We start from the raw sequence: 22,655 nt of genomic DNA, 5'->3' as shown, positions 1-22,655 counted from the left end.
AATAAAGACTCCCTCAGTCATCTACCTAGAGGGAGTCTGCGTTCATTCGATAAGACCAAATTACGACAATCAACAGGAAGTTGTGGAGAGGGGAGGTTGTCACCCCTCACCTTTCCCCTAACAAGTCACTTGGTGCCATACAAGCGATCGCCTGCATCCCCAAGACCGGGCACAATATAGCCATGCTCATCTAACTTTTCATCAACCGCCGCTGTATAAATCGGCACATCCGGATGATGCTCGTGGAAGTGCTTCATTCCCTCCGGTGCCGCCAATAAGCACAAAAACTTAATCGATACCGGACCTAATTCCTTAATTCGGTCAACAGCGGCGATCGCTGAATTGCCAGTCGCGAGCATCGGGTCAACCACCAAGATATCTCGATGCTCAACATCATGGGGGAGTTTCAAATAATACTCAATGGCAACATAAGTACTGGGGTCACGATACAAACCAATATGACCCACGCGGGCTGAAGGCATCAGTTCCAAAATACCGTCCAATAGCCCCTGCCCTGCCCGCATGATAGAGACAACCACCATTTTCTTTTCGGATGCCAGCATGGGCGCATTCATCGGGGCAATAGGCGTTTTGATCGGTTCATACTTGAGAGGTAAATCCCGTGTTACCTCATAGGCTAATAACATCCCAACCTCTTTCATCAGTTGGCGAAATTTAGCGGTACTGGTGTCAAATTGACGCATCAACGTCAATTTATGCTGTACAAAAGGGTGATCAATTACCGTAACTTGAGCGGTCATTTGTTAGTTGTATAAAGGTTAGTGGTTAGGTAAGAACACACAACGAGCAAGCAACAATATCTAAAACACGGTGCCATCGCTCTCGATCTGAATGGGAGGAACGCCGCCTTCCCTCAATTGGGCAGCAATTCGCCGTCCTGCTGTCCAAGTGCCTCCTTGTAGAACTTTCACTAAGGGCAATTGGGTAGCAGTTAGATGCAGTTGTTGCCGGATGGTGTCGGCAATTCGGTCTAATAAACTAACTGTCAGTGCTCGCCATTCAACAATCACCTCAGACTCTGGTAAATGACGCTCTTGGACAACAGAAGCGTGTTTAACTTCTAGTAACCCTAAATCTAAGCACAAACCCCCATTCCGATATTCGGGTAAGCCGGTCATCTCATCTAACCCCGTAATCTCTACACCGAGTTCCTGTAAGGGTTCTAGCAAGGAGTAGGTTAACCACTGGGAGAGTTTATGAAACGGCACATATTGAGCGGTAGGATTGTCTCCTGTGAGGGCAGGATGAATCCAAACATCGCCTAAATTAATGCCTGCAATAGTCAGTCGTCCAGGCCAAATATTTCCCAGTCCCTCCAACACAGCACTAAATACGGTACTGGCAGGTAAAGGGATTGGAGATTGCAGGTTGGTTTGGGTTGAAGTTTCAACCTTCAACCCTTGGAGCAAGTAATTGACCAAATTTCCAGGACGTGGATTTTCTGTGCCAAACAACTGAGGTAAACTGTGTAGCGACTGACCGAGTCGCTGGAGCAGCTCAACTCGACCTTCTAAACCCAGCAACGGATTGGTCGAACTCACCTGAAATCCCTGAGCGAGTTGAGCCGCCGTGAAGTTTTGTAGTCCTTGGGCATCTGCTTGCAGGGGAAATTGGGGGTTACTGGAAAATGCGCCTTGGCAGAACAGGCGAAAACTGGCTACAGCTAAGCCTTCAGAACGACGAAAAACGAGTCCGGTTTCCTGTTCGCCGTATTGCCACTCGGAACCCGCCCCAGCATCCAGCAAGACGCTGATCATGGCTAGGTCAAATTTGGCTTGTGCCTTTTCCAGGGGGGTAAGTCCTGCCAAATGTTGCTCTAATTCCGCCAGACGCGGGACGTTGCCAACCTCAAAATGTCGCCAACGACTATGAAAGGGAATATTTAAATCCGGGTATTCATCACGCATGACCTCAATCACATAATGGGCTACCGGGTCGAGCTGGGTTAGATTACAGCGAAAGTAGTGTAATTGGTCAGTACAGGCTAAATGAAAGAGGCGATCGCAGCGTTCTCGAATGGCAGCAGGCGTCCTCAAGTAAGCGATCGCCAAAAGCTGCTCCTGAGAGCAGTCTGCTAGCTGTTGATCATTAATCAAAACCGTTTCCTTTGGGTAGGGGGTATTGCCACCCCATGAGCAACAAAAGAAAGTATGAAGGATGAAGTTTGATGGATGAAGTGTGGAATGACTGGCTGCCTGAGAACAACAAGAGGCAGATTAGAGCAGTCTTTTGTGATCCGAGGCTAAAGTTGAACTCTTGCTCAGCCAACGGCTTGTGCGTGTTCATTACATCTTTTACACTTCAGCCTTTTTTCATCCTTCATACTGGAGCCGTTTAACTAACTAAATTGCGTCCTTTAATTTGAGTCAGAGTGACTGCATCAGGTGCGCTTCCTTCCGTGTAGTAACCCGCCGCTTGCTTGGCAGCAATTTCCACCTGTGCATCAGCCGGAATCAATTCTTCTGGAATGGCAATGCGATTGATGACTTTAATGCCAGAATTGACGATCGCATTGTATTTCATATCGCTCATGGAGACAAAGCGGTCAATTTGGGTAATGCCCAACCAATGCAGCACATCGGGCATCAGCTCTTGAAACCGCATATCCTGAACGCCTGCCACACATTCTGTGCGACTGAAGTAGGCATCGGCGCGATCGCCTCCTTCCTGACGCTTACGGGCATTGTAGACGAGGAATTTCGTCACCTCACCCAAGGCTCGACCTTCCTTACGGAAGTACACTAAGATACCAGCACCCCCCTCTTGTGCCGTCTGAACACAGACCTCTAGACCATGCACGAGATAAGGACGGCAGGTGCAAATATCGGAACCAAACACATCTGAGCCGTTGCATTCGTCATGGACTCGCACAGCCAGCTTGCGGTTGGGTTCTGTAATCGCCGCCACATCACCTAGCAGATAAACGGTGATGCCGCCAATCGGGGGTAAGAAGACTTGTAAATCGGGGCGGGTGACTAATTCTGGATACATCCCACCCGTCTGTTGAAATAGGGCACGACGTAAGTCACTTTCCCCAACCTTGAGGCGCTTAGCCAGTCCCGGCAGATACCATACAGGGTCAATAGCTATTTTCGTAACAACTAAACTGCCACCACTTTTGACAATTCGACCATCAACGAGCAAACGTCCTTTGGCGATCGCATCCTGTAACTCTGGCATATTAATATGAGCCTGAGTGATGGCGATCGTGGGTCGAATGTCGTATCCCTGCTTGTACAAATCGGCGTAAGCTTCACCCACCATCGCGCCAAAGGGATCGAGAGCGACAATTTTATTGGCATCAGCCCAACTGGGATGAGGCCCAATGGCAACAACAGGAGAGGTATTCGTCAAATCAGCGCGGTGGCTGGCTTGGAGAGCGCCACTGGCGACCGCTAAAGCCCGATAGACCGAATAAGAACCGGAGTGAGTCCCGATCACATTGCGGTGAGCTGGGTTGGTCAATGTGCCAATAATAGGGCCTCGTTTGCTGGGTTCACTCTCTCCCCAGTGAACGCTTAACGGCTTTGACGCTAAACCACCTGGATGAGAAGTTAGAACAATATGTTTCTGTTTGGATACTATTTTCGAGTTTTGCATGATGACACCCTGTAGAATCCACGAATACTTGCCAAACTTGGGTGAGAACCAATTTGGTAAATTGAAATAAGCTCTAATCATAGCAACCCAATTTTGGGTATTGAAGTATCTGACCGAGCAAAGTTCTCGCTCTGGGTCTAATTTTGGGCAATTGTCGATGAAGTCGTGGCTTAACGTCCTCTTTTGTCTTTGCCCAACGAATTCGGAATGAGAGGCGATTGTATTCACCGATCACTGTCGTTGAAACCAGATAAGACCAGATAATAGAGAACAAGGCTTAGCTGCGCCTGTCCTTCTGATTTAGATATACTATTTGCTCACTGGGGAGATGCATCTCATACACGAATACTCCTAACGCCGAGACGGGGAGTGATTTAAATCAATATAACTTGGGATGAAGCATCCGATTGCCCCATCCCTTTAGGCTTCATCCCAGAATTTGAGCTGAAGCGTCGGTGGTTTCTAAGCCATCTCGCTTTCGAGTTATCACTTGTGCCCAAGATTAACTCGTGGGGAAAGCAAAACTCCTCGTAAAATACAGCTAAATCTATGAAACACTCAAAACTTATCTCTAGCTGCCAGTGACCTGCACCCGAATCCTAAATTTTAAGAAAGTTTAAGACCTTGTCCTCTCCCATCAGGCTGCACCATGATCACAAATACATCTGAATCCTTACGTCATAGCGAAGTTATCAAAAGCGGATTACTCATTGCTCAGGGATTAAAAGAAAAATCCCAAAATTACAAAAAATTACTAACAGAGGTGTTGAAGTGGACGGGGGGACAGCCCTTACTCACCCAAAAGCTGTGTCAACTCATTGTCGAAGCTGAGGATTCACCTCCGGTTGGTGAGGAAGCGGAATGGTTCGACCGATTAGTGCGCCAACAGCTCATTGAAAAATGGGAGACTCTGCCGGAACTTGATCATTTACGAACCATCCGCGATCGCCTCCTAAGACGAAATCAGCGCAGTGTGAGGCTCTTGCAACTCTATCAACGCATTTTGCGGCAAGAGGTTGTGGTCGCCAATGACACTCCCGAACAAAATGAACTACGACTCTTGGGTTTAGTCGTTAAGCAACAGGGCAAGTTAAAGCCTCACAACCGGGTTTATGAGGCGATATTTAGCGAGGCTTGGATTGAACATGCTTTGAAAAGTCAAAAATCTGAGATTGAACCCACTGACACGGAATTTTTGAGAACTCTAGCTGAACTAGAAAGAAAATTGCTAGTTTCTCAGGTAGAAATTTTGTCTCAAGCCGACAATGAAGCAGAGGATGAAGGTTCCGCTCAAGCTCTCTATCAAGTATTACGAGAAGTCACGGCAAAAGTCGGAAGTTTATTAGGTGCAGACCGAGCCACCATCTATTTACTCAATGACGACAAGACAGAATTGTGGTCGCTAGTGGCGGAGAATGAAGAGGGGGAATTTCTCGATATTCAGGTGCGAGTCGGGGAAGGGATTGCGGGTCAAGTTGCCCAGACGAGGAAAGTTATTCATATTGCTAACAATGTCTATGAAGACCCACGCGCCATTTTAGTCAAAGAATATGACAAGAAATACCATTACACAACTCAAAATATTTTAGCCCTGCCGATTTTGGATGAACACAAAGAGGTTGTTGCTGTTATTCAACTTCTCAACAAGTTGCAGCCGGAGAAGTCGGAAGATGGCAGTGAGCCGCCGATTAAGCCACAGGGTTTTACCAAATTAGACCTAGAACGCTTGGCGAAATGTGTGGTTCCGATTCGCCGGATTTTAGAAAGTTGCCAATCTTGTTATAGAGTCACCAAGAAGCTACGGGCAACGGCAGCCCTGATTGAAGCCACCCGATCACTTGACCAAATTAATTTGGATACCAAAGCCATCCTGCAACGGGTGATGAATACAGCTAAAAAACTGCTGAATGCCGATCGCAGTACACTGTGGTTGATTGATCATGACCGGGGTGACTTATGGACAGAACTTCCGGGTAAAGGGGAAGTCCGGTGTCCGATTGGGGTGGGTTTTGCCGGTCAAGTGGCGGAAGCTCGCGAAGCGATGATTATTCCATTCGATTTATACAACCACCCTAGTGCCGAAAATGCGAAAAAAATCGACGAACAAACCCGTTATCGCACCTGTAGCTTGCTGTGTATGCCCGTTCTGAGTCCTGATGGCGAGTTGCTGGGTGTGACTCAACTTGTTAACAAACGTAAACCCGGTGACTTCGGTGAATATAACAAAGAAGAATGGCCGACAGTTCCCGATTTCTTTAAGACTAGCTTTGACAAAAACGACCAACAGTCGATGCAAGTCTTCAATGAGCGAGTTGGAGTGGTACTCCAATTTGTCAGGACTCATGAAACACTGAAGCAATTAGCACAAGTTGAACCCCAAAAAGCCATTTATAATGCTCTAGCGGTACTGAGTAATTCGGTACTAGACCAGAGTGATGAGGCTCTCTACAATGCGCTTTATTATCTGCTGAGTTTTATTAGTCTGACGATTAATAAGTTATTGGAATCTGAGCATACAACGATTTTTATGTTGGATGCCGAAGAAACTGGATTTTGGTCGTTGGTCTTTGAAGAAGAAGCCACCAATGCCTCAGAGATTCGGATTTCGGCAAATCTAGGGATCGCCAATAAAATTGTTGACTCGAAAGCTGTACAAGCTAGTAGTAAACCTAGCAAGTTAAACGATGTTTTAATCCATAGAGGCATCACCTCAAAAACTATCAGTAGTCTGCATAATTTGTTGTTATTTCCTGTTTTGGATCACCGAGGAAAGGTAATCGCCATTGTTCGGTCATTTAACAAATTCTTATCTCTTGACCCCAGTATTCCGTTAGCCGAACGAATTGATACGAGAGGCTTTACCAAAGCCGATGCAGAGAAGCTACAGCAATGTACGGCTTCGATGCTGCCAATCTTGCAAGCCTTCCAATCGTTCCATCGAGAAATTAGAGTGATTCAGGAGCAGCGGCAAGCGATTGATCCGCTCTATCAAGCCATTAGCTTCGTGAGTCAGAGTAGTGGCAATCCTGAAGACTTGATTCAAAAAGTGATGCAAGCGGCGAAAAAACTGACGAATGCCGATCGCAGTTCCCTTTGGTTGTTGGATCATCAAACCAATGAATTATGGACAACGATCCGCCAGAGCGATGGATCTTGGCTGGAAACACGAGTCCCGATGGGAGAAGGTTTTGTGGGCAAGGTTGCTCAAACGGGTCAAGCGGTGAATATTTCCTTTGATTTATATCAGCATCCTGACTCTTACATGGCTCGACAAACGGACGAGAAAACCCATTATCGTACTTGTAGTTTACTCTGTATGCCAGTTGTGGGTTCGGACGGCGAGTTGCTGGGTGTCACTCAACTCATTAACAAACGAAAGGCTGGTGATTTTCCTGAATATGATTCGTCTGATTGGCCTAACGTTCCCGATTATTTCAAAGTGAGTTTTGAAGAAAAAGACCAAAAAGATATGGAGATTTTTAACAATCAAGTGGGTGTGATTCTGCCAGGAATTACGAATCGGTCTAGAAACGCGCAAAAATAAGTTGAAGCCTCATTGGGTTAAATATCTTAATTGAGTTTAGGATAGTTCATCCTTTAAACAAATCGGATAATTCCTCATTTGAGGTACCGAGAATTCGGGCTAAGCGATTGAGTTCACTATCGCTAAAACCATCTCGCACTTCGGTTAACTCCTCCGCCGATTTTCCGAGAATTCGCGATAAAACTTTGAGTTGGTTATCTGTAATGTCTTTGCCACTAAAAATATCTTTCAGTTCTTGAGGAGCTAGTTTATAGGAATAGCAAAAGCGCACGAATTCTCTGTTGCTGAGGTCAAGTTCCCGTTGCCTTTCACGTAGTAAGTAGGCAATGGCTCGCGTACCATGTTCAGGGCGTTTAGCTTTTTCTATGTATTGTTTGATTCGTCGAGTAACATGATAAGCGTTGCCACCGGATTGTTTGACTAAGTCCCGACAAGCCATTTGTAAGGCTTTATTTAAGGTTTCATTATCTTCGTGTAGCCTCTCATACTCATTAAACGTTTCAACAATTCGGTCGGCAAATTCAGGCGTACAAAAACCCACTTCTATGTCATCATAGGATATCGCAATATAGGAGCGATAGTGGTTAAGTTGCAAGCGTATGGGCTGATTAGTTGGTTTCATTAATCCCAAGTTTTAGAAAAGGCCATAAGAGGAAAGTTAATGGATCAATTGTGCCAAAATCTTGCTTCGGTGGATAGTCGTGTAGAACGCCAAACTTACTCATAGACCATCTCAGCTAATACATTTGAAATCTCGCTGGAGAACCCTTGGGTAATTGTCTCAGTTTTTACCAATTCCAGTGAAGCTCTCTGCCCAAAAAGAGATTGGCTACTGCGACGCCTGAGCCTTAGGTCTTTGTTGAGGACGCTCTTGAGCATGGGAAAGTAGCTCTTGTGCTGGAGACCTGAAACCTGCTGCACTACGCTAAAGTTGTCAATAACGCAGGAAAACAGGTGAAGTAGTTAAGATACAATATTCACCTTGCAAAGAAAAGACTTACCAGAGTAGAAGCCTCCGCGCCGATTATTACAACTGACTTGTTCCCATTTGCGATCGCTCTTTGGGCAAGACGCTTTGAGCCTATCGACTCAAGGACTGCCTGTATTAGGCAAGCGGGACGAAGTGTACTACAGTTCGTGTATCGCTCCCTACGCTAACCTTGAGATATCCTCAGCTCCGGCTTTTGGAGTCATGATGGGTATAACCTTCAGGATGCTGAAATCCTGTCATCGATATGAGCCAGATAACCCAATCTTTAGACCCGTCAACCGATTTGTCGCCCACAGCGGGTTTGCCTGCTTCTCTGCCAGATCATACCCAGCTTCCCGACTCGGATGGTAACTTCGTGAAAAACTTTCAGGAACCTCCAGAAGGCGACCTCCTCACAGACTGTATTACACCCATTTTGCAGCAACTCCATCCGGATGGGCAGTATTGCATTGGTCGAGATTGTGGGATTTACTGGCGCATGACCGAACCACCTGAACCACCGGAAAAAGGAGCAGAAGCACCGGATTGGTTCTATGTACCGGATGTGCCACCCAACCTCAATGGAGAAATTCGCCGTTCCTATGTTTTATGGAAGGAATTTGTCGCACCGCTGATTGCTTTGGAATTCGTCTCTGGGGAAGGAACGGAAGAACGAGACAAAACGCCCAAGAAAGGTAAGTTTTGGGTTTACGAACGGGCAATTCGCATCCCTTACTATGGCATCTATGAAGTCAAAAAGGCGCAAGTGGAAGTTTATCAGTTGGTAAACGGGCGCTATCAGCTCATGCCAGCGAATGAGCGAGGTCATTATCCCATTGAGCCTCTAGGGGTAGAATTAGGCATTTGGCAGGGCGTGTATCAGAATCAGGAATGGCCTTGGCTACGTTGGTGGGATATAGGGGGGAATCTGCTGCTGACGGCGGAGGAACGTCTCGAACAAGAGCGGCAAGAGAAGGAGTTAGCTCAACAACGGGCTGAACAAGAACGGCAACGCGCTGAGCGGCTGGCTGAGCAGTTACGGGCGTTAGGGGTTGAGCCAGAGGTGTAGGAGGGGCATCGGGTGCGATCGCCCGCCTTTTGCTTAAAATTTAGTTGATATTGACTTATGACCCTTATTTTTAATTCAGATAAATATAGAGAATTACTAATTAAGTATCAGCCTAAGCTCATTAGAACTGAAGAAGAAAATGAAAGGGCTTTGACAACTGTAAAAGAGTTGATGAATCGTCCGAATCGCAGTCTGGAAGAAAATGAGCTTTATGACTTACTCATCACTTTGATAGAAAAATTTGAACGCGAATTTTATTCGCCTGGAAAAGCATCTACTCCCCATTCGATGGTAGCTTTTTTAATGGAGCAGCAAAATATAAAGCCGGAAGATTTGGTGGGTACTATCGGTGATGAAGAGGTGGTTGCTGAAGTTATCCAAGGTAAGCGCGTGATAACGCAAGAGCAAGCTAAGACTGTAGGCAAAATGTTTAAAGTCGATCCTAGCTTGTTTATTAGGCAAGATGAGATTGATTAACTTTTGACTTTGGCAACAGGCAATCGCCTCTCTCATGATTTGAATGGTGCAAATTGTACCTGCATTCGCAGAAAGAAGTGATCTGCATTAATCCAGACACAAAAAATGCGATCGCTCCGCGCTGCCCCCTTGGGGCGATCGCACCTACCTAAACGAAGCGCGAGCGCCTTCAAACCTAAAAGATTACTAAAATACCCGCATTTGCCACCAAGGAGTATTTTGGGGTTCCTTCTGAAGCATTCGGACTTCACTCTGAAGATCTGGTATTTCTTCTAAGATGGATTCTTGATAAAAGAGGCTGATTGCTTTCTGAAAATCTGCGATCGCTTCCTGCTTTTTTCCCTTTTCTTTGCGAACATAAGCTCGTTTGACGTAGGCATAAGCATAATCGGGGTCTAATTTAATGGCTTGATCATAGTCGGCAATAGCTCCCTGTCTGTCTCCCTTTTCACTACGAGCGCAACCTCGCTTGAAATAAGTATCAGCACAGTTTGGTTCCATCTGGATGACTTGGGAATAGTCCGCCACTGCGCCATTGTAATCCTTTATTGCGGTACAAGCATCGCCACGATTAAGGTAAGGAGCGACCTCATTAGGATTAATTTTAATAACCTCAGTGAAATCCTGAATTGCTCCCTTATAATCCTTAATGGCTATACGAGCTTGACCACGTTGGAAGTAAGCGTCGGCATGATTGGGATTAGTTTTGATAACCTCAGTAAAGTCAGCAATGGCTCCTTGGTAGTCTTCTAACTCAGCGCAAAGACAACCTCGTATAAAATAAGCATCGCTATACTTGGAATCAATTTTGATGACTTGGGTGTAGTCTCCAATTGCGCTTTTGTAATTCTCTAATGCAATGTATGCCTTACCTCGTCTGAAGTAGATATCAGCATCACTAGGATCGAGCCTAATACTTTCGCTATAGTCGGAAATTGCCTCCTTGTAATCCTCCTGTGCAGCTAGAAGATGTCCCCGATTACGGTAAGCATCAACATAGCTAGGATCAATCTGAATAGTTTGGGTGTAGTCTGCGATCGCTTCTTGATGGTTGCCTATGTCAGAGTGGATACAGCCGCGCAAGTAGTAAGCTTCTGCGTATTGAGGATTAATTTTAATGGATTGAGTGAAGTCTGCGATCGCGCTCTTGTAATCGTCTAATGCAATGTAACCCTTACCCCGCATGAAGTAAATATCAGAATCATCAGGAAGGAGTTGGATAGTTTGAGTATAGTCTGCGATCGCTCCTTGATAGTCGTCTATTTCAATGCGAGTACAACCACGCAATAAATAGGCATCAGCATATTGGGAATTAATTTCGATGGCTTGGGTAAAATCTTCGATGGCTTCCTTATACTGTTCATTCTGAAGCTTCTCTATCCCTTGGTTTAAAAAGTCCTCTTCGCTCTTGAAAAAATTGAGAACGCCTGTAACTCCCCCAGTAATTCCCTTGGTTACGTTGCCGAATATAGACCCCGCACCGCTTGCTACATTTCCAGCAACAGACCCTGCACCTTTAGCTACGTTCTCAGCTAAAGACCCTGCATTTTTTGCCATGTTTTCGGCAACAGATCCAGCGCCCTTAGCCACATTTTCAGCTACAGAAATGGTACCCTTGGCTACACCCTTAACTGCGGCTTCTCCGCCAGCACCTGCAAGTGCGCCAGCAGCTAAGGCTAGAGGAATTGTTACAGGGCCAGTAGCGCCCACAACCCCTACTGTGGCAATTGCTCCTACAACAGCCCCCACTGCATTTTTTGCAGTAAAATCATTTAATATGGCTTCTTTAGCTACATCCTTAGCTATGTCACCAACAAATTTTTCTAGACTCATCTTGGCAAATCTCCTATTAACTAATTTTAAATATCTTTTGCTTAAGTGAAAAACTCTCCTGTTGATGCTTCAATAATATCTTCTAGTACACAATCTGCTTCCTTTAAGGAAATATGATTGTTTTCTACAGCTTCTATTAATGCCTGAGCATCCTTCGGACTTATGAAATCATATTTAACTAATTCTTTTAAAAAAACGTAAAATTTGATTTTATTTTCATTTGTAAGGCTCGATTTTAGCTGCTTATTTTCAATTTGATTTAATTGGCTCTTTAATTCTATTAATTTTCTTTTTCTTGTAACTGCATCATTAGAGTCTGTAAAACCAAAACTAAAGCCACCTATTAAAAAATAAAACATTTGAGCATTTTCTGATTGTTTGCTTTCGTGTATTCCAGTTTTGCACCAAGTTGCAAAATGCTCACAGTTATTGAAAATCAGATCATATCCTTCTTCTCCTAATCGGCTCTCTGCTCGAACAACTACAGCCTCAGGAGAATACGATTTTTCTAATAAATCTCGTATATAAATTGTCTTGCCATCGGCAAGTACTACAGCAGTCTTACCATTTGCAAGTGCTACAGCAACAGTTTTTTCTGAATACTGTCGCACATGAATTATTTTGCCATTGGCAAAAATCATTTTAGGAACGCGAGTAATTCTTCCACCTCGATACTTTCCCTCGTAATGAATAACAGTCTCGTCCCCACAGTCGATACCGTGATGATCGTAAGCACCACAGTTGACATAGAGATGATCACCTTTTGCCATGACTTTTACCTCTTTGTCAAATTGGCAATTTTATATCAATCTAGGTTCAAATAAGTTCACATTTCACTTATTTAGAGAAAGACTCTGAAATCCAATGGGCGTTATGATTTTGCTGAATTAATTACATCTTCTACTAAATGATAGGCTTCTTTTAAGGGCATTTGACCACTTTCTACAGCTTTGATTAAATCCTGAGCATCCTTCGGACTAATTAAATTAAACTTGATTGGTTCTTTCAAGAAAATGTAGAATTGATTTTTATCATTTTCACCTAAATCATAAACTCTTTCTTTTGCTTCAACCTCCTTTAACTGATCTTTTAGTTGCCGCAGCATTTCTGCTTTCTTCCCTTGTGTAAAAGTGCCATCAAACAAAATTCTTTTTGCTCCTACAAGAGCTGCTGCACCTAATGCCGCACCACCAACAACCAATCCTACGGGTGGAGCAACTGTTATCAGCCCAAATAATAAAGATGTACCTCCAAAAGCAGCAACAGCAGCACCCGCACCAGCCGCACCTACGACCCCAATGCCAATATCAGCTAGAATGCCCAACTTATCATTTGGATTTTTTTCCAATTGCTCGATTGCTTTAAGGATTTGTTCCTTAGTTGGCGTTTTATTTTCAGACATATCAGAACTTCCCTGTTAGTTAAGTTTATGGTTTAGGCAGTGATGACGTTACGGAAAACTGTATTAAAAACATCAGATAGCAGCTTGAAAAACTCTTGAGCAATCTCAAAAATATCTTCACCAACACCTTGAAAGCATTTGTCCATTCTGTGACCAGCTACTGCACCAATTGCAGTGATAGTTATACCTAGAGCCATTGCAACTGGTGCTAATAATTGGCCTAAAAGTGGCACAGCAGTTATCAGACTTGCAACAGCAGCACCTACAACTGCACTAATACCAGCACCCATAACTAAAAAAGGATGTGCTTTGACAAATTCAAGAATTTTGATGAGAACAATTTTTCCGACAGCTAGAACTTTGCTACCAGATTTTTTCGTATAGTTAGCAAGCTCATGCAATCTGATGGTTACCTCATGGGGCAAGCCACTGTCTACTAACCAGGCATACAAGTCATTACTTGTCATTGAATCAGCATCTACTTGCCATAGAGCCATCTTTAAATTGGCTTGTGCTGTTGATACTATTTGTCCTGTCATTTTTTTATACCCGTAGAAACTTCCGCAATAGCAGCAATCAGTGTATATAAATATGATCGGCTACAATTTTTGTTTTTTCTAGGCGGAAAAAGTCGGATTTACTAAAACTTATTCAAATCTTTAACTAGCTGAATAGGGCGGAAAAAGTCGGATTTAGTCGGACTAGTCCGATAAAGTAGGAAAAAGTCGGATTACAATAAGAAAAATCCCGGCATTTCCGAACCTATGGACACCCAAGAAGTCTTAAAATTTGCCGATGAGCTAGTTTTTACCAAGACAGGAAAACATCTCGACAATCTACAAGAGGCTATATTACGCGGAACTGTGCAGGGAAAGAAATACTCAAAAATTGCCGAGGAAAACAACTGTACTGAGGGTCATGTTAAGGATGTTGCCTCCGAATTTTGGAAGCTTCTGTCAGAAGAGTTAGGAGAGGAGGTCAGGAAATCAAATTTTAGAGCGACTATAGAAAGGTGGCAAATATCCATTATCTCGTCGCATTTTGGGAAAGACTTCGTACAGATTAATAATGTCAACGTCTGTGCAGATACTTTGCACTCCCTAGAAAATTTACACCTCGAACAGCTAAGTGACGAAACTTCTAACTCAAACAATGTTATATCAACAGTACGTCAAGATTTAGGTGATATGCCTGATGTCTTCTCGTTTTATGGACGCACTGAGGAACTGGCTACCCTAGAACAATGGATTGTAGAAGAACGCTGCCGCCTGATAACACTATTAGGAATGAGCGGTATAGGCAAAACAACTCTAGCAGTGCAGTTGGTAGAACGGATTAAGGATAATTTTGACTATGTAATTTGGCGAAGTCTCCGCTTTTCCCCAACCGCCGAAGCTACTCAGAGAAACTTACTCCAATTTTTCTCTAATCAGCAAGATACCGAATTACCAATCAGCGCTGATGAGCAACTCTCGCAACTGATGGATTATTTGCGAAAGTACCGCTGTCTGCTGATATTGGATAATGTTCAGATGATTTTTAAGACTGGACAGTTCGCTGGTCATTACAAACCCGGCTATGAAGATTATGGCTCACTCTTCAGACGAGTTGGAAAATTATCCCATAAGAGTTGCTTGGTTTTAAGCGGTTGGGAACCACCTATAGAACTTGTGGCATTAACAGGTGAAAATACACCCATTCGCTCATTTCCACTGAAGGGGTTGGGAGTAGCAGCGAGTGAAATACTTAGAGAAAAAGGTTTAGTTGAAGAGGATTCATGGCAAGACTTGATTAATGCCTACACAGGCAACCCATTATGGTTAAAGATAGTTGCTACTTTGATTCGAGACTTATTTAATGGCAGAGCCTCTGACTATTTAAAATATAATCCATTGTTATTGTGCGAGGAGTTGAAAGCTATATTAAATAAGCACTTTGAGCGATTATCGGGTTTGGAACAAGAGGTGATGTCATGTATTGGTAGCCAAGTTGAGCCGATTGCTCCTGCTAAATTACTAGAGGATATACAACTATCCCCGCCAGAGTTATTCAGTGCTATTCAATCTCTGGAACGACGCTCATTGATTGAAAGGCAGACACAGAATGATGAAACGGTTTTTACTCTCGCACCTGTGGTGAGACAGTATGTAAAAGACCAGTATTACCCTAGTGCTGAATAAGGCGCAGATACTATCGCAATCCTACAAACTTTGGCTGTTCAGATTTCCGACTTCTTCAAGAAATCGGGGATCTTGGCGTTTAATTGCAGGATGTGCAATGTCAAGCTAGCGGTGAAATCGTTAAAATACGTTATTACTCCGCCAAAGACTTCCTATGGTACAAGCTCCCGCACCGATTACCACAACAGACCTTGCTACATTAGCCATTGATGCGATCGCTCGTGCTGGATGCGAGTACGGGGATGTGCGTTTTTGCACCTACCGCAGTCAAAATCTTTATGCACGCGATCGCTCCCTGAGCCAACTTTCTGATAATGTCAGTTCTGGCTTTGGGGTGCGGGTTCTCCTTGATGGTGCTTGGGGATTCGCCGCAAGTCCCTACAAAACCCCAGCAGAAGTGGAACGAATTGTGGCTTTAGCTGTAGAAATTGCTAAAGGTAGCCGCCTCTCTCAGCAAACACGGGTGCAATTAGCTCCGGTTCAAGCTTACCGCGATACTTACATTACTCCTATTGAGATTGACCCTTTCACGGTGCCAATTACTGAGAAAGCTGAGTTGTTATTGCACCTGAATGAACAGTTGCTCACTTATAGCGAGCACGGCATTAAAAAAGCTTACTCTTTCTTGCGGTTCGCCCGCGAAGATAAAACCTTTGCCTCTACAGAAGGTTCCCTGATTCAGCAAACCATCTACCGCAGCTATCCAGGATTTGGGTGTACTGCGATCGCAAATGGGGATGCTCAAGAGCGCAATTACGAACGTCCACCCCTAAACATCGGTTACGAGCATATCAATCCAGCAGACCTTTTGAGTCAGGTCGAACGAGTTGCCGAAGAAGCGCTTGAAAAGGTGTACGCACCTAAAGGCCCCTCTGGTATCCGTACCACACTCATCCTCAAACCCACCAATCTGTGGCTTACCATCCACGAATCTGTCGGGCATCCCACAGAACTGGATCGGGTGTACGGCTACGAATCTAACTTTGCCGGAACCAGCTTCGCGACTACCGATAAATTAGGCAAGCTCCAGTATGCCGCACCTTGGGTAAATTTCCGGGCTGATCGCACTCAACCGGGGGGACGCGGTACGACGGGTTACGACGATGAAGGGGTACCATCACAAAGTTGGCATCTTGTCAAGGATGGACTTTTAGTGGACTACCTCACTGACCGCGAAACCGCCTATCGACTCGGTCGCCCCAGCAGCAATGGTAGTGCCTACGCAGATAGTTGGTCGAGTTTGCCGATGGTACGGATTCCGAATTTAGGATTGGAACCGGGGCCAGATGGGGGGAGCAACACCGCCACTCTCAAGGAGATGATTGCAGATACCGAAGACGGGATTTTAATTGATGGCGTTGGCAGCTTTTCGATTGACCAGCAGCGGCGTAACTTCCAATTTGGCGGCGATGCCTTCTGGAAGGTGGAGAAAGGTCAAGTGGTGGGAATGTTAAAGGATGTCACTTACCACGCCATGACAACCGACTTCTGGAATAGCGTCGATGCGATCGGGCCTGCTTCAGAGTGGCAGCAGTGCGGGACTAATATTTGTGGCAAAGGTGAGCCAATGCAGCTCGCTCAAATGTCCCACGCGTGTGTTCCGGTGCGGGTGCGCGGTATTCAAATTGGTGGAGCTTCGTAAGTTAGCAATAGCTGGTTCACAAGATGCGATCGTGCCGTCTCCTACAACTTCTGCCGTCGTAGGAGGCACGGTGAAAATGGATCAAAGGTCATACACCTTACACTCAGAGGCACTCGGATTAGCAGCGCAGTACTCTTTAAAAGAGCTGTTTTGTGCTTCGATAGGCGGATTCGCTACCCGATGATCCCGATCCGTAGCGTCTTGGTTTGATTCTGAATTTTCCTGCTCACCGACGGCACGATCCGACTCAATGTCATTCTGAATATTTTGTTGTGTCATGATTACCTCTATCAGGATTTCCTCAGTACACTCCCATTAATAGGGTTTGTACCTAGCAAAATCGTCATTCCTGCGGAGGAAAGGCTATTGAGCCATTAGAGGCAATCTTTGAACTGGTATAGCAGCCGCCAAGACAATTAGGACATCAAAGAAGTTGTGTGAGATTTCCAACGTACTGTGACAGAAGGATTTTCCCGGTTGACGCGCAGCCGCTGAAAGCTGACTGCTGATCGCTATAATTTAGCTCATTCTGCTTCACCGAGAGCGCTCCAAAGAGCGGCTTGTGATGGTGCAACTATCTCTTGAGCCTTCGGTGATGAGCTGAAACCATAAATGATCGGAATCAAACCCATCCCAAAGGACGCTAAAACAATGAGAAGAATCAGAAGAACTTGATTAGGGCTTGGATAATTTGTTTTAACAATGTGGATTCGTTCTTGGGTGTTCATCGTACAACCCTCTAAGGAATTTTAAAGAATAGTCCATTTTTTCTAGTTTATCGGTTTTTTGGTATCAGAAGCTACAGATTTTTTAGCGAAAATAGAATTTTAAGCCAGATTGTTAATCCTGAACCATTGGAGGATGAGCGTGACCTTAGCTACTGCACCCACACTTCTAAGTGAAGACCAAGCCCTAGACTTGATTGAATCAGTCATCCAACAATCCGAAGCGGAAGGTGTCTTCGTTAGTCTCAGCGCTAACGAGTCGGCACTCTCGCGTTTCTCAGAAAATCAGATGACGCAGAACCTCAGTCGAACTAAATTCAGCCTGAACATTACTAGTTATTTCGGCAAGCGCAGTGCTTCTGCCTCAACGACGGAATTAGAGCCAGAGGCGATTACAGAGACAATTCGACGCTCGGAAGAACTGGCTCGGATTGCCCCAGAAGACCCAGAATGGTTACCTTTACTGGAACCTCAGACTTATGAGCAGCGGACTCCAGCGTTTGATGAGCAAACGATCACTTTCTCACCTTTGGCACGGGGAGAAATCGTGCAGCGAGTGTGTGGGTTGAGTCGTCAGGCTGGGGTTCAGGGGTCTGGTACCCTGAGCACATCTGCTGTCTTGCAGGCTGTCGGAAATTCGCGGGGATTAAGAGCTTGCGATCGCGGTACTCATGCCGATTTTAGCTTTACGGCTCGCATTGAAGATGGCTCTAGTTGGGGTCAGCGTACCGCTTTTGCTGTAAACCAGTTACCCATAGAGTCAGTAACCGAACAGCTCATTCAACGTGCCCTGAGTTCTCGCCAACCCCGTGAAGTCAGCCCTGGCAAATATCCCGTAGTGTTCGATGGCGCTGCCTTTAAGGAGTTACTCGGTTGGGTGATGTGGAATTTGGATGCACGGGCGGCGGATGAGGGGCGATCGTTTATGTCCCACCCTGAGGATGCAGGCAATCGCTTGGGTGAGCCACTCTTTAGCCCTTTAGTACAGGTGCAGCGCAATCCAGCTCACCCTCTATTGCAGTTCAGTACATTTTTTGGGGATGGGTTGAGTAATCGCTATCTGGAGGTGATTAAAGATGGTATTCCTCAAGCTTTATCCTATAGCCGCTACTGGGCACAGCAGCAGGGCACAGAACCGACGGGGGCTATGTATCCAGTTGTGATGTCAGGTTCCAACCAAACGATCGCTGACTTGATTGCTCAGACAGAGCGAGGAATTTTGGTTAACCGTGCCTGGTACGTGCGCTATGTCAATCCCAAGACGCTAGAGGTGACGGGGATGACGCGGGATGGTACGTTTTGGATTGAGGACGGTCAGATTGCTTACCCGATTAAGAATTTACGTTTTAACCAATGTCTACCGGATATGTTACGGGATGTGGATGCTCTCAGTAGCGTGCAGCGCTTTGGTAGCAGTGTGGTACCGGGGGTAAGGGTGAAGGAATTTAAATTCAGTAGTGTGACGGATAGTGTTTGATCGGGAAAATGCGATTCCCGGATATTATCCAGAGATGTTATGATAATTATGACCTGGAACTATGCGGTTTCAACGCCCAAATCTTGTCAGGACCGGAAGGTAGCAGCAATACGGGATGCTTGAGGCAGGCGTAGTCTCCGGGTCATTTAGTATGAATAGGAATCAGTCATTTAAATTTTTTATCCATCCGTCGCAAGTCGCCCTCAAGTGAAGTGGGCAGTTTCCAATCATCGCTCCTATCCTAGAAATATCGGGTACTAGCGTAATATTTTGGGAGAATTAGTTATAGTGAATCGTTTTGGAGATATTGTACAAAAAGCATTCTATCTGGGCGTTGGAGCTGTTGCGGCGGCGGGTGAAGAAGCAGGCTCAAGGTTCGGTAAGTTACGAGTTCAGGCTCAAAAACTAACGGATGAACTGGTGGCTAAGGGAGAAATGACGACGGAAGAGGCTCGGAAGCTGGTTGACGAATTGGTGCGACAGGCACAACAACAACAACAAGTTCAATCTTCCACGAATGTTAACAATGTTACTCAGGTTAATACCCCCACCTCTGAACCTCGTCAGATAGAAATTATCTCTGAGGATGAAGCGTCAGCCCATACGGATGAAGACAATGTTGACACGCTGCGACAGCAGGTACAAGCAATGCAAGACGAACTCCGTCGGCTAAAGCGTGAATCCTAAAAATTTAAAGATAGTTCCTAAGCGCGTGGACTAGCATGGGAGATGGAGGATTGATGTGTGCAACAGTCTGCAATGTTGAGCCAGCAATAGCATCAGATAGTATCAAACTCCTGTGTCGTGTAGAAGGCGTCAAAGAGCGTGTTTGCAAAGTGTATGTCCTACCCTCAGGGGAACGGGCTGTTCGCACCTCGCCACGAATGCAGGCTATGATAGCTGTTCAGTAAACCTGGTGTGCATTATCCTCCAATTCTAAAGATGGTCGTTGAGTGAATTTCCAACATGGAAGAGTGGCCTAAAGATATAGTTGAGATTCTAGAATCAGTGACTGATATGGTCGATGAATTTTTCCAAGGGGTCACTGATATGGTTGAAACCGTTGCCAACGATGTACAAAATACGGTCGAGATAGGCATTGACCAATGTTGGCAGGAGATGTTCGATATGTTTGAACCCATCAGCGAAATTTTCTTCGCAGATCTCGAAATGATGTTCAGTGAAACGGAGGAGCAGACTTATTATAGTTATCCGGTAGAACCCACCGTAGAGAAAAACCCCGCCTGCGTTGGTTGTCATCATTACCACGGACAAGTCTATGGGGGTAATTTGTTCGTCTGCGCCATGCATCCCTATGGTTGGGAGACAGAGAATTGCCCTGACAGGGAATCTTATCAGTAATTTAGAACTTGCCATGAATCAATCTCTAACCCAAGAACAAGTCTCATCGGAAGTACAGACGCCAGAGATGAAATACGGTGAACGCGAGATTGCGGAGGGAAAGCTGATTACGTTCCCCAATCCGCGTGTCGGGCGTCGCTATGATATCAACATCACTTTGCCGGAATTCACCTGTAAGTGCCCATTCTCTGGTTATCCTGACTTTGCCACTATTCACATCACCTATGTGCCGGATGAACGGGTGGTGGAGTTGAAGGCGCTGAAACTTTATATTAATAGCTACCGCGATCGCTACATTTCTCACGAAGAAAGCGTCAATCAAATTCTGGATGATTTTGTCGAGGCTTGTGACCCCTTAGAAGTTACGGTTAAGGGGGATTTCTCCCCACGGGGTAACGTCCACACAGTAATCGAAGTGCGGCACCAAAAAGAGTGACGACTGAGCGGTGATTCGCTCAACTAAATCCCCATCTCTAAAAAATAGCGGGTTTTCTTCCAAGACCTAAAAATTGCAGAACAGTTTGCCACGCCTGCTGGTTAGCCCGTGCATTGGTTGCCATATCAACCTGAGCGAAGGTGCTGACGGGTAGGATCGATAAGTTGCTTCGCCAACCGTATGCCTGGTTAGTTCCGATCTTCGTTCAAGTTATTAGCATTATTCTCTGGAGTTGCAGACGGCGATGTGGCTGAAGTTGGAGTTGGGGCAGCGCGAAGCGATCGCACTGTCTTGGGTTTGCTAGCCGGCGCAGATGAGGGTGAAGCTTGAGTCCGTGAAGGAGCAAAGGGAACCACAGGTGTTGTGGGAGAAAAGGAAGAGGATTTCCTGAAGGTGGGTACACTCAAGGACACCGCAACACCCAAAGCGAAAAAGGCTAAAGCTAGGGACGTTATAGCAATAATTAGAGGTAGTTTCGACGGTTTCTCATCGTTCTCACTCATCGGCAACCCTCCTCCGTACTTGATGATTGGATTAATTTTGACTGACCAAAGAGTCTGCTGCGATCGGTAGAACCTCTGGTAACGGAGTTTGATCACTCAATTGGTCTAACATCTCAATCACTTCCCGCTCAAATGCCACTTGTGCCCGGTTGGTTCTACCGCCTACATAAAAATGGTCACCTTTTTGCAGCGCCCAAATCTGGGAATGGGACACATAACTCATAATCACGCCCAACATCAGCAAGCCAAAGCCTGTATAAACCAGGGGAATTCCTGGGTCAGCTTTAATCTGCAAGCCTGTGCTGCCAATCACATCATCCACTTTTAAGGTAACGCCATTCACCTGAGTCGCCATCCCTGGACGCACCGTAGACACCAATTTACCCGCCGCATCGTAAACCAATAACGTTCCCTGCAAATCTCTGGCGAGTACCGAAGCGCCTTGACTCATATCCGGTTTGGTGGGAATCCAGGTGCCCCAGAGGCGTCCTTTGCCCTGAGTATCTAGTTGTGCCATCGGGATTTGAAAAATGGGGCTGTTGTTCAACCGTACCCGAACCGCCGCAATTCCCCAGTCGGTTTGGTAAATCGTCACCCCCCGATAACGCAGGGGTTTGTTGACATAAATGGTTTGCTGGTCAACGTCCTTACCTGCTTGATCGACAACGGATAGGTCAGAATAAAACTGGTCAATTCCCCCTTCGGGAGTGTAGTCAATCCAGAAGCGATTCACTCGGACTGACCAATCCTTGAGCATTTTCGGCGTGGCTAAAGGGCCAGCATCAATAATATTTTTGATTTGGAAGGTGTTACCACTAGCAACCATTTCCTGTGCCATAAAACCCGTAAGCGCCCCCCAAATCGAGCCGGCTAGAATCATCAACATGCTGGCATGGACGACGATGGGGCCAATGCGTCCGATGATTCCTTTTCGGGCGTAGAGAGTATCGCCTTCTTGAAAGACTTTATAACGCCGCTTCTCTAGCAATGTGGTGAGAGAGTTGAGATTCCCGGTTTCGAGTTCGGCACTGAGGGCGAGTTTCTGGAACTGCCGGGGTTCCTTGTAGAACGTCCAACGACGGGCGGCTTTGAGTGCCGGAAACTGACGGGTAAAGGTACAGGCGGTGAGGCTACTGCCAAATAAAATAAGAATTGACAAAAACCACCAAGTACGATATACGTGATCTAATTCCAGAGTTAAGAGGACTTTCCAGGAAAGGAAACCAAACAAAGCTGGGTCTTCTGGGTAATTGGATTGGTAAAAGGCGAGGGACTGACCCTGTTCAATGACCGTACCACTGATGCTAAAAACTGCGATCGCAAGCAGCAGCACAATGGCTAGCCGTAAGTCGCCCAGTACAGACAATAGCTGACGCCAGATATTAGGTAAAGATGGATTTTCTAAAGTCATTTC

General features: G+C 45.6%; 21 protein-coding genes and 1 other RNA gene. 10 read left to right on the top strand and 12 right to left on the bottom strand.

From position 1 onward, the window contains the following. Positions 1 to 125: 125 nt before the first annotated feature. The 3 genes from upp to MIC7113_RS12050 form a co-directional block, all read right to left on the bottom strand. Positions 126 to 761 (bottom strand): uracil phosphoribosyltransferase, encoded by a 636-nt coding sequence (gene upp / locus MIC7113_RS12060; protein WP_015182446.1) that lies wholly within the window; start codon positions 759 to 761, stop codon positions 126 to 128. Between the two features lie 60 nt (positions 762 to 821). Continuing rightward, on the bottom strand, positions 822 to 2,117 hold the full coding sequence (locus tag MIC7113_RS12055) for a URC4/urg3 family protein (RefSeq protein ID WP_015182445.1): 1,296 nt from the start codon (positions 2,115 to 2,117) through the stop codon (positions 822 to 824). A gap of 238 nt (positions 2,118 to 2,355) precedes the next feature. After that, complete coding sequence (locus MIC7113_RS12050; protein ID WP_041780734.1) at positions 2,356 to 3,621, bottom strand: GTP cyclohydrolase II; 1,266 nt, start codon at positions 3,619 to 3,621, stop codon at positions 2,356 to 2,358. A gap of 649 nt (positions 3,622 to 4,270) precedes the next feature. On the opposite strand from MIC7113_RS12050, the gene MIC7113_RS12045 reads away from it, so the two are divergent. Beyond that, entirely contained in the window at positions 4,271 to 7,165 is a 2,895-nt protein-coding gene (locus MIC7113_RS12045) for a GAF domain-containing protein (RefSeq protein ID WP_015182443.1), read from the top strand. Positions 7,166 to 7,211: 46 nt separating this feature from the next. Here the strand turns inward: MIC7113_RS12045 and MIC7113_RS12040 are convergent, their stop codons facing one another. Then, positions 7,212 to 7,787, bottom strand: a complete 576-nt coding sequence (locus MIC7113_RS12040) for a hypothetical protein (RefSeq protein WP_015182442.1) — start codon at positions 7,785 to 7,787, stop codon at positions 7,212 to 7,214. Positions 7,788 to 8,400: 613 nt separating this feature from the next. Here MIC7113_RS12040 and MIC7113_RS12035 point away from each other — a divergent pair. Beyond that, entirely contained in the window at positions 8,401 to 9,204 is an 804-nt protein-coding gene (locus tag MIC7113_RS12035; protein ID WP_015182440.1) for a Uma2 family endonuclease, read from the top strand. Positions 9,205 to 9,261: 57 nt separating this feature from the next. Next, on the top strand, positions 9,262 to 9,681 hold the full coding sequence (locus tag MIC7113_RS12030; RefSeq protein ID WP_015182439.1) for a helix-turn-helix domain-containing protein: 420 nt from the start codon (positions 9,262 to 9,264) through the stop codon (positions 9,679 to 9,681). Between the two features lie 186 nt (positions 9,682 to 9,867). Here the strand turns inward: MIC7113_RS12030 and MIC7113_RS12025 are convergent, their stop codons facing one another. From MIC7113_RS12025 to MIC7113_RS12010, 4 genes are all read right to left on the bottom strand, one after another. Then, positions 9,868 to 11,514, bottom strand: a complete 1,647-nt coding sequence (locus MIC7113_RS12025) for a tetratricopeptide repeat protein (RefSeq protein ID WP_015182438.1) — start codon at positions 11,512 to 11,514, stop codon at positions 9,868 to 9,870. Positions 11,515 to 11,555: 41 nt separating this feature from the next. Next, positions 11,556 to 12,284 carry a lecithin retinol acyltransferase family protein gene (locus tag MIC7113_RS35375; protein ID WP_015182437.1) on the bottom strand — a complete coding sequence of 243 codons (729 nt, stop codon included), beginning with the start codon at positions 12,282 to 12,284 and terminating at the stop codon, positions 11,556 to 11,558. Positions 12,285 to 12,385: 101 nt separating this feature from the next. Then, positions 12,386 to 12,916 (bottom strand): hypothetical protein, encoded by a 531-nt coding sequence (locus MIC7113_RS12015; protein ID WP_015182436.1) that lies wholly within the window; start codon positions 12,914 to 12,916, stop codon positions 12,386 to 12,388. Positions 12,917 to 12,948: 32 nt separating this feature from the next. Continuing rightward, on the bottom strand, positions 12,949 to 13,455 hold the full coding sequence (locus tag MIC7113_RS12010; RefSeq protein ID WP_015182435.1) for a hypothetical protein: 507 nt from the start codon (positions 13,453 to 13,455) through the stop codon (positions 12,949 to 12,951). A gap of 225 nt (positions 13,456 to 13,680) precedes the next feature. Here MIC7113_RS12010 and MIC7113_RS12005 point away from each other — a divergent pair, with 225 nt between their 5' ends. Beyond that, the gene (locus MIC7113_RS12005) at positions 13,681 to 15,096 is read left to right on the top strand and encodes an NB-ARC domain-containing protein (RefSeq protein ID WP_015182434.1); all 1,416 of its coding nucleotides are present in this window, start codon (positions 13,681 to 13,683) and stop codon (positions 15,094 to 15,096) included. Positions 15,097 to 15,250: 154 nt separating this feature from the next. Then, positions 15,251 to 16,738 (top strand): TldD/PmbA family protein, encoded by a 1,488-nt coding sequence (locus tag MIC7113_RS12000; RefSeq protein WP_015182433.1) that lies wholly within the window; start codon positions 15,251 to 15,253, stop codon positions 16,736 to 16,738. A gap of 81 nt (positions 16,739 to 16,819) precedes the next feature. Here MIC7113_RS12000 and MIC7113_RS11995 read toward each other — a convergent pair whose 3' ends face one another. Both MIC7113_RS11995 and MIC7113_RS11990 read right to left on the bottom strand, forming a co-directional pair. Then, positions 16,820 to 17,017 (bottom strand): CP12 domain-containing protein, encoded by a 198-nt coding sequence (locus MIC7113_RS11995; RefSeq protein ID WP_015182432.1) that lies wholly within the window; start codon positions 17,015 to 17,017, stop codon positions 16,820 to 16,822. A gap of 245 nt (positions 17,018 to 17,262) precedes the next feature. Beyond that, a complete protein-coding gene (locus MIC7113_RS11990) occupies positions 17,263 to 17,466 on the bottom strand; it encodes a hypothetical protein (protein WP_015182431.1) in 204 nt (67 codons plus the stop codon). A gap of 133 nt (positions 17,467 to 17,599) precedes the next feature. Between MIC7113_RS11990 and MIC7113_RS11985 the strand changes: the two genes are divergently transcribed. From MIC7113_RS11985 to queF, 5 genes are all read left to right on the top strand, one after another. After that, positions 17,600 to 18,940, top strand: a complete 1,341-nt coding sequence (locus tag MIC7113_RS11985; protein ID WP_015182430.1) for a TldD/PmbA family protein — start codon at positions 17,600 to 17,602, stop codon at positions 18,938 to 18,940. A gap of 50 nt (positions 18,941 to 18,990) precedes the next feature. After that, an RNA gene (gene ffs, locus MIC7113_RS32885) (signal recognition particle sRNA small type) lies at positions 18,991 to 19,087 on the top strand. Positions 19,088 to 19,228: 141 nt separating this feature from the next. Beyond that, the gene (locus MIC7113_RS11980; RefSeq protein WP_015182429.1) at positions 19,229 to 19,627 is read left to right on the top strand and encodes a hypothetical protein; all 399 of its coding nucleotides are present in this window, start codon (positions 19,229 to 19,231) and stop codon (positions 19,625 to 19,627) included. 279 nt (positions 19,628 to 19,906) lie between these two features. Beyond that, the gene (locus MIC7113_RS11975; RefSeq protein ID WP_015182427.1) at positions 19,907 to 20,302 is read left to right on the top strand and encodes a hypothetical protein; all 396 of its coding nucleotides are present in this window, start codon (positions 19,907 to 19,909) and stop codon (positions 20,300 to 20,302) included. Positions 20,303 to 20,315: 13 nt separating this feature from the next. Further along, positions 20,316 to 20,738: a preQ(1) synthase gene (queF, locus tag MIC7113_RS11970; RefSeq protein WP_041780021.1), complete on the top strand. Its 423-nt coding sequence runs from the start codon at positions 20,316 to 20,318 to the stop codon at positions 20,736 to 20,738. 188 nt (positions 20,739 to 20,926) lie between these two features. On the opposite strand, the gene MIC7113_RS11965 is transcribed toward queF, so the two are convergent. Then, positions 20,927 to 21,241, bottom strand: coding sequence for a hypothetical protein (locus MIC7113_RS11965; RefSeq protein WP_015182425.1), 315 nt, complete (start codon positions 21,239 to 21,241; stop codon positions 20,927 to 20,929). 31 nt (positions 21,242 to 21,272) lie between these two features. Further along, positions 21,273 to 22,652: a cytochrome c biogenesis protein gene (locus MIC7113_RS11960; protein ID WP_015182424.1), complete on the bottom strand. Its 1,380-nt coding sequence runs from the start codon at positions 22,650 to 22,652 to the stop codon at positions 21,273 to 21,275. Between the last annotated feature and the right edge of the window lie 3 nt (positions 22,653 to 22,655).

The organism is Allocoleopsis franciscana PCC 7113 (assembly GCF_000317515.1).
Classification (GTDB): Bacteria; Cyanobacteriota; Cyanobacteriia; order Cyanobacteriales; family Coleofasciculaceae; genus Allocoleopsis; species Allocoleopsis franciscana.
The sequence above is the reverse complement of the archived record's forward strand: the minus strand, read 5'-3'. Positions and strand labels throughout refer to the sequence as shown.

What these genes read in the sequence shown, in the direction of transcription:
- MIC7113_RS11995 (WP_015182432.1), bottom strand. Translation starts at nt 17,017, where the DNA reads ATGACACAACAAAATATTCAGAATGACATTGAGTCGGATCGTGCCGTC.
- MIC7113_RS12010 (WP_015182435.1), bottom strand. Translation starts at nt 13,455, where the DNA reads ATGACAGGACAAATAGTATCAACAGCACAAGCCAATTTAAAGATGGCT.
- MIC7113_RS11965 (WP_015182425.1), bottom strand. Translation starts at nt 21,241, where the DNA reads ATGAGTGAGAACGATGAGAAACCGTCGAAACTACCTCTAATTATTGCT.
- MIC7113_RS12005 (WP_015182434.1), top strand. Translation starts at nt 13,681, where the DNA reads ATGGACACCCAAGAAGTCTTAAAATTTGCCGATGAGCTAGTTTTTACC.
- MIC7113_RS12025 (WP_015182438.1), bottom strand. Translation starts at nt 11,514, where the DNA reads ATGAGTCTAGAAAAATTTGTTGGTGACATAGCTAAGGATGTAGCTAAA.
- MIC7113_RS11985 (WP_015182430.1), top strand. Translation starts at nt 17,600, where the DNA reads ATGAGCGTGACCTTAGCTACTGCACCCACACTTCTAAGTGAAGACCAA.
- MIC7113_RS12040 (WP_015182442.1), bottom strand. Translation starts at nt 7,787, where the DNA reads ATGAAACCAACTAATCAGCCCATACGCTTGCAACTTAACCACTATCGC.
- MIC7113_RS12035 (WP_015182440.1), top strand. Translation starts at nt 8,401, where the DNA reads ATGAGCCAGATAACCCAATCTTTAGACCCGTCAACCGATTTGTCGCCC.
- MIC7113_RS12045 (WP_015182443.1), top strand. Translation starts at nt 4,271, where the DNA reads ATGATCACAAATACATCTGAATCCTTACGTCATAGCGAAGTTATCAAA.
- upp (WP_015182446.1), bottom strand. Translation starts at nt 761, where the DNA reads ATGACCGCTCAAGTTACGGTAATTGATCACCCTTTTGTACAGCATAAA.
- MIC7113_RS11990 (WP_015182431.1), bottom strand. Translation starts at nt 17,466, where the DNA reads ATGAACACCCAAGAACGAATCCACATTGTTAAAACAAATTATCCAAGC.
- MIC7113_RS12050 (WP_041780734.1), bottom strand. Translation starts at nt 3,621, where the DNA reads ATGCAAAACTCGAAAATAGTATCCAAACAGAAACATATTGTTCTAACT.
- MIC7113_RS35375 (WP_015182437.1), bottom strand. Translation starts at nt 12,284, where the DNA reads ATGGCAAAAGGTGATCATCTCTATGTCAACTGTGGTGCTTACGATCAT.
- queF (WP_041780021.1), top strand. Translation starts at nt 20,316, where the DNA reads ATGAATCAATCTCTAACCCAAGAACAAGTCTCATCGGAAGTACAGACG.
- MIC7113_RS12030 (WP_015182439.1), top strand. Translation starts at nt 9,262, where the DNA reads ATGACCCTTATTTTTAATTCAGATAAATATAGAGAATTACTAATTAAG.
- MIC7113_RS11960 (WP_015182424.1), bottom strand. Translation starts at nt 22,652, where the DNA reads ATGACTTTAGAAAATCCATCTTTACCTAATATCTGGCGTCAGCTATTG.
- MIC7113_RS12015 (WP_015182436.1), bottom strand. Translation starts at nt 12,916, where the DNA reads ATGTCTGAAAATAAAACGCCAACTAAGGAACAAATCCTTAAAGCAATC.
- MIC7113_RS12000 (WP_015182433.1), top strand. Translation starts at nt 15,251, where the DNA reads ATGGTACAAGCTCCCGCACCGATTACCACAACAGACCTTGCTACATTA.
- MIC7113_RS11975 (WP_015182427.1), top strand. Translation starts at nt 19,907, where the DNA reads ATGGAAGAGTGGCCTAAAGATATAGTTGAGATTCTAGAATCAGTGACT.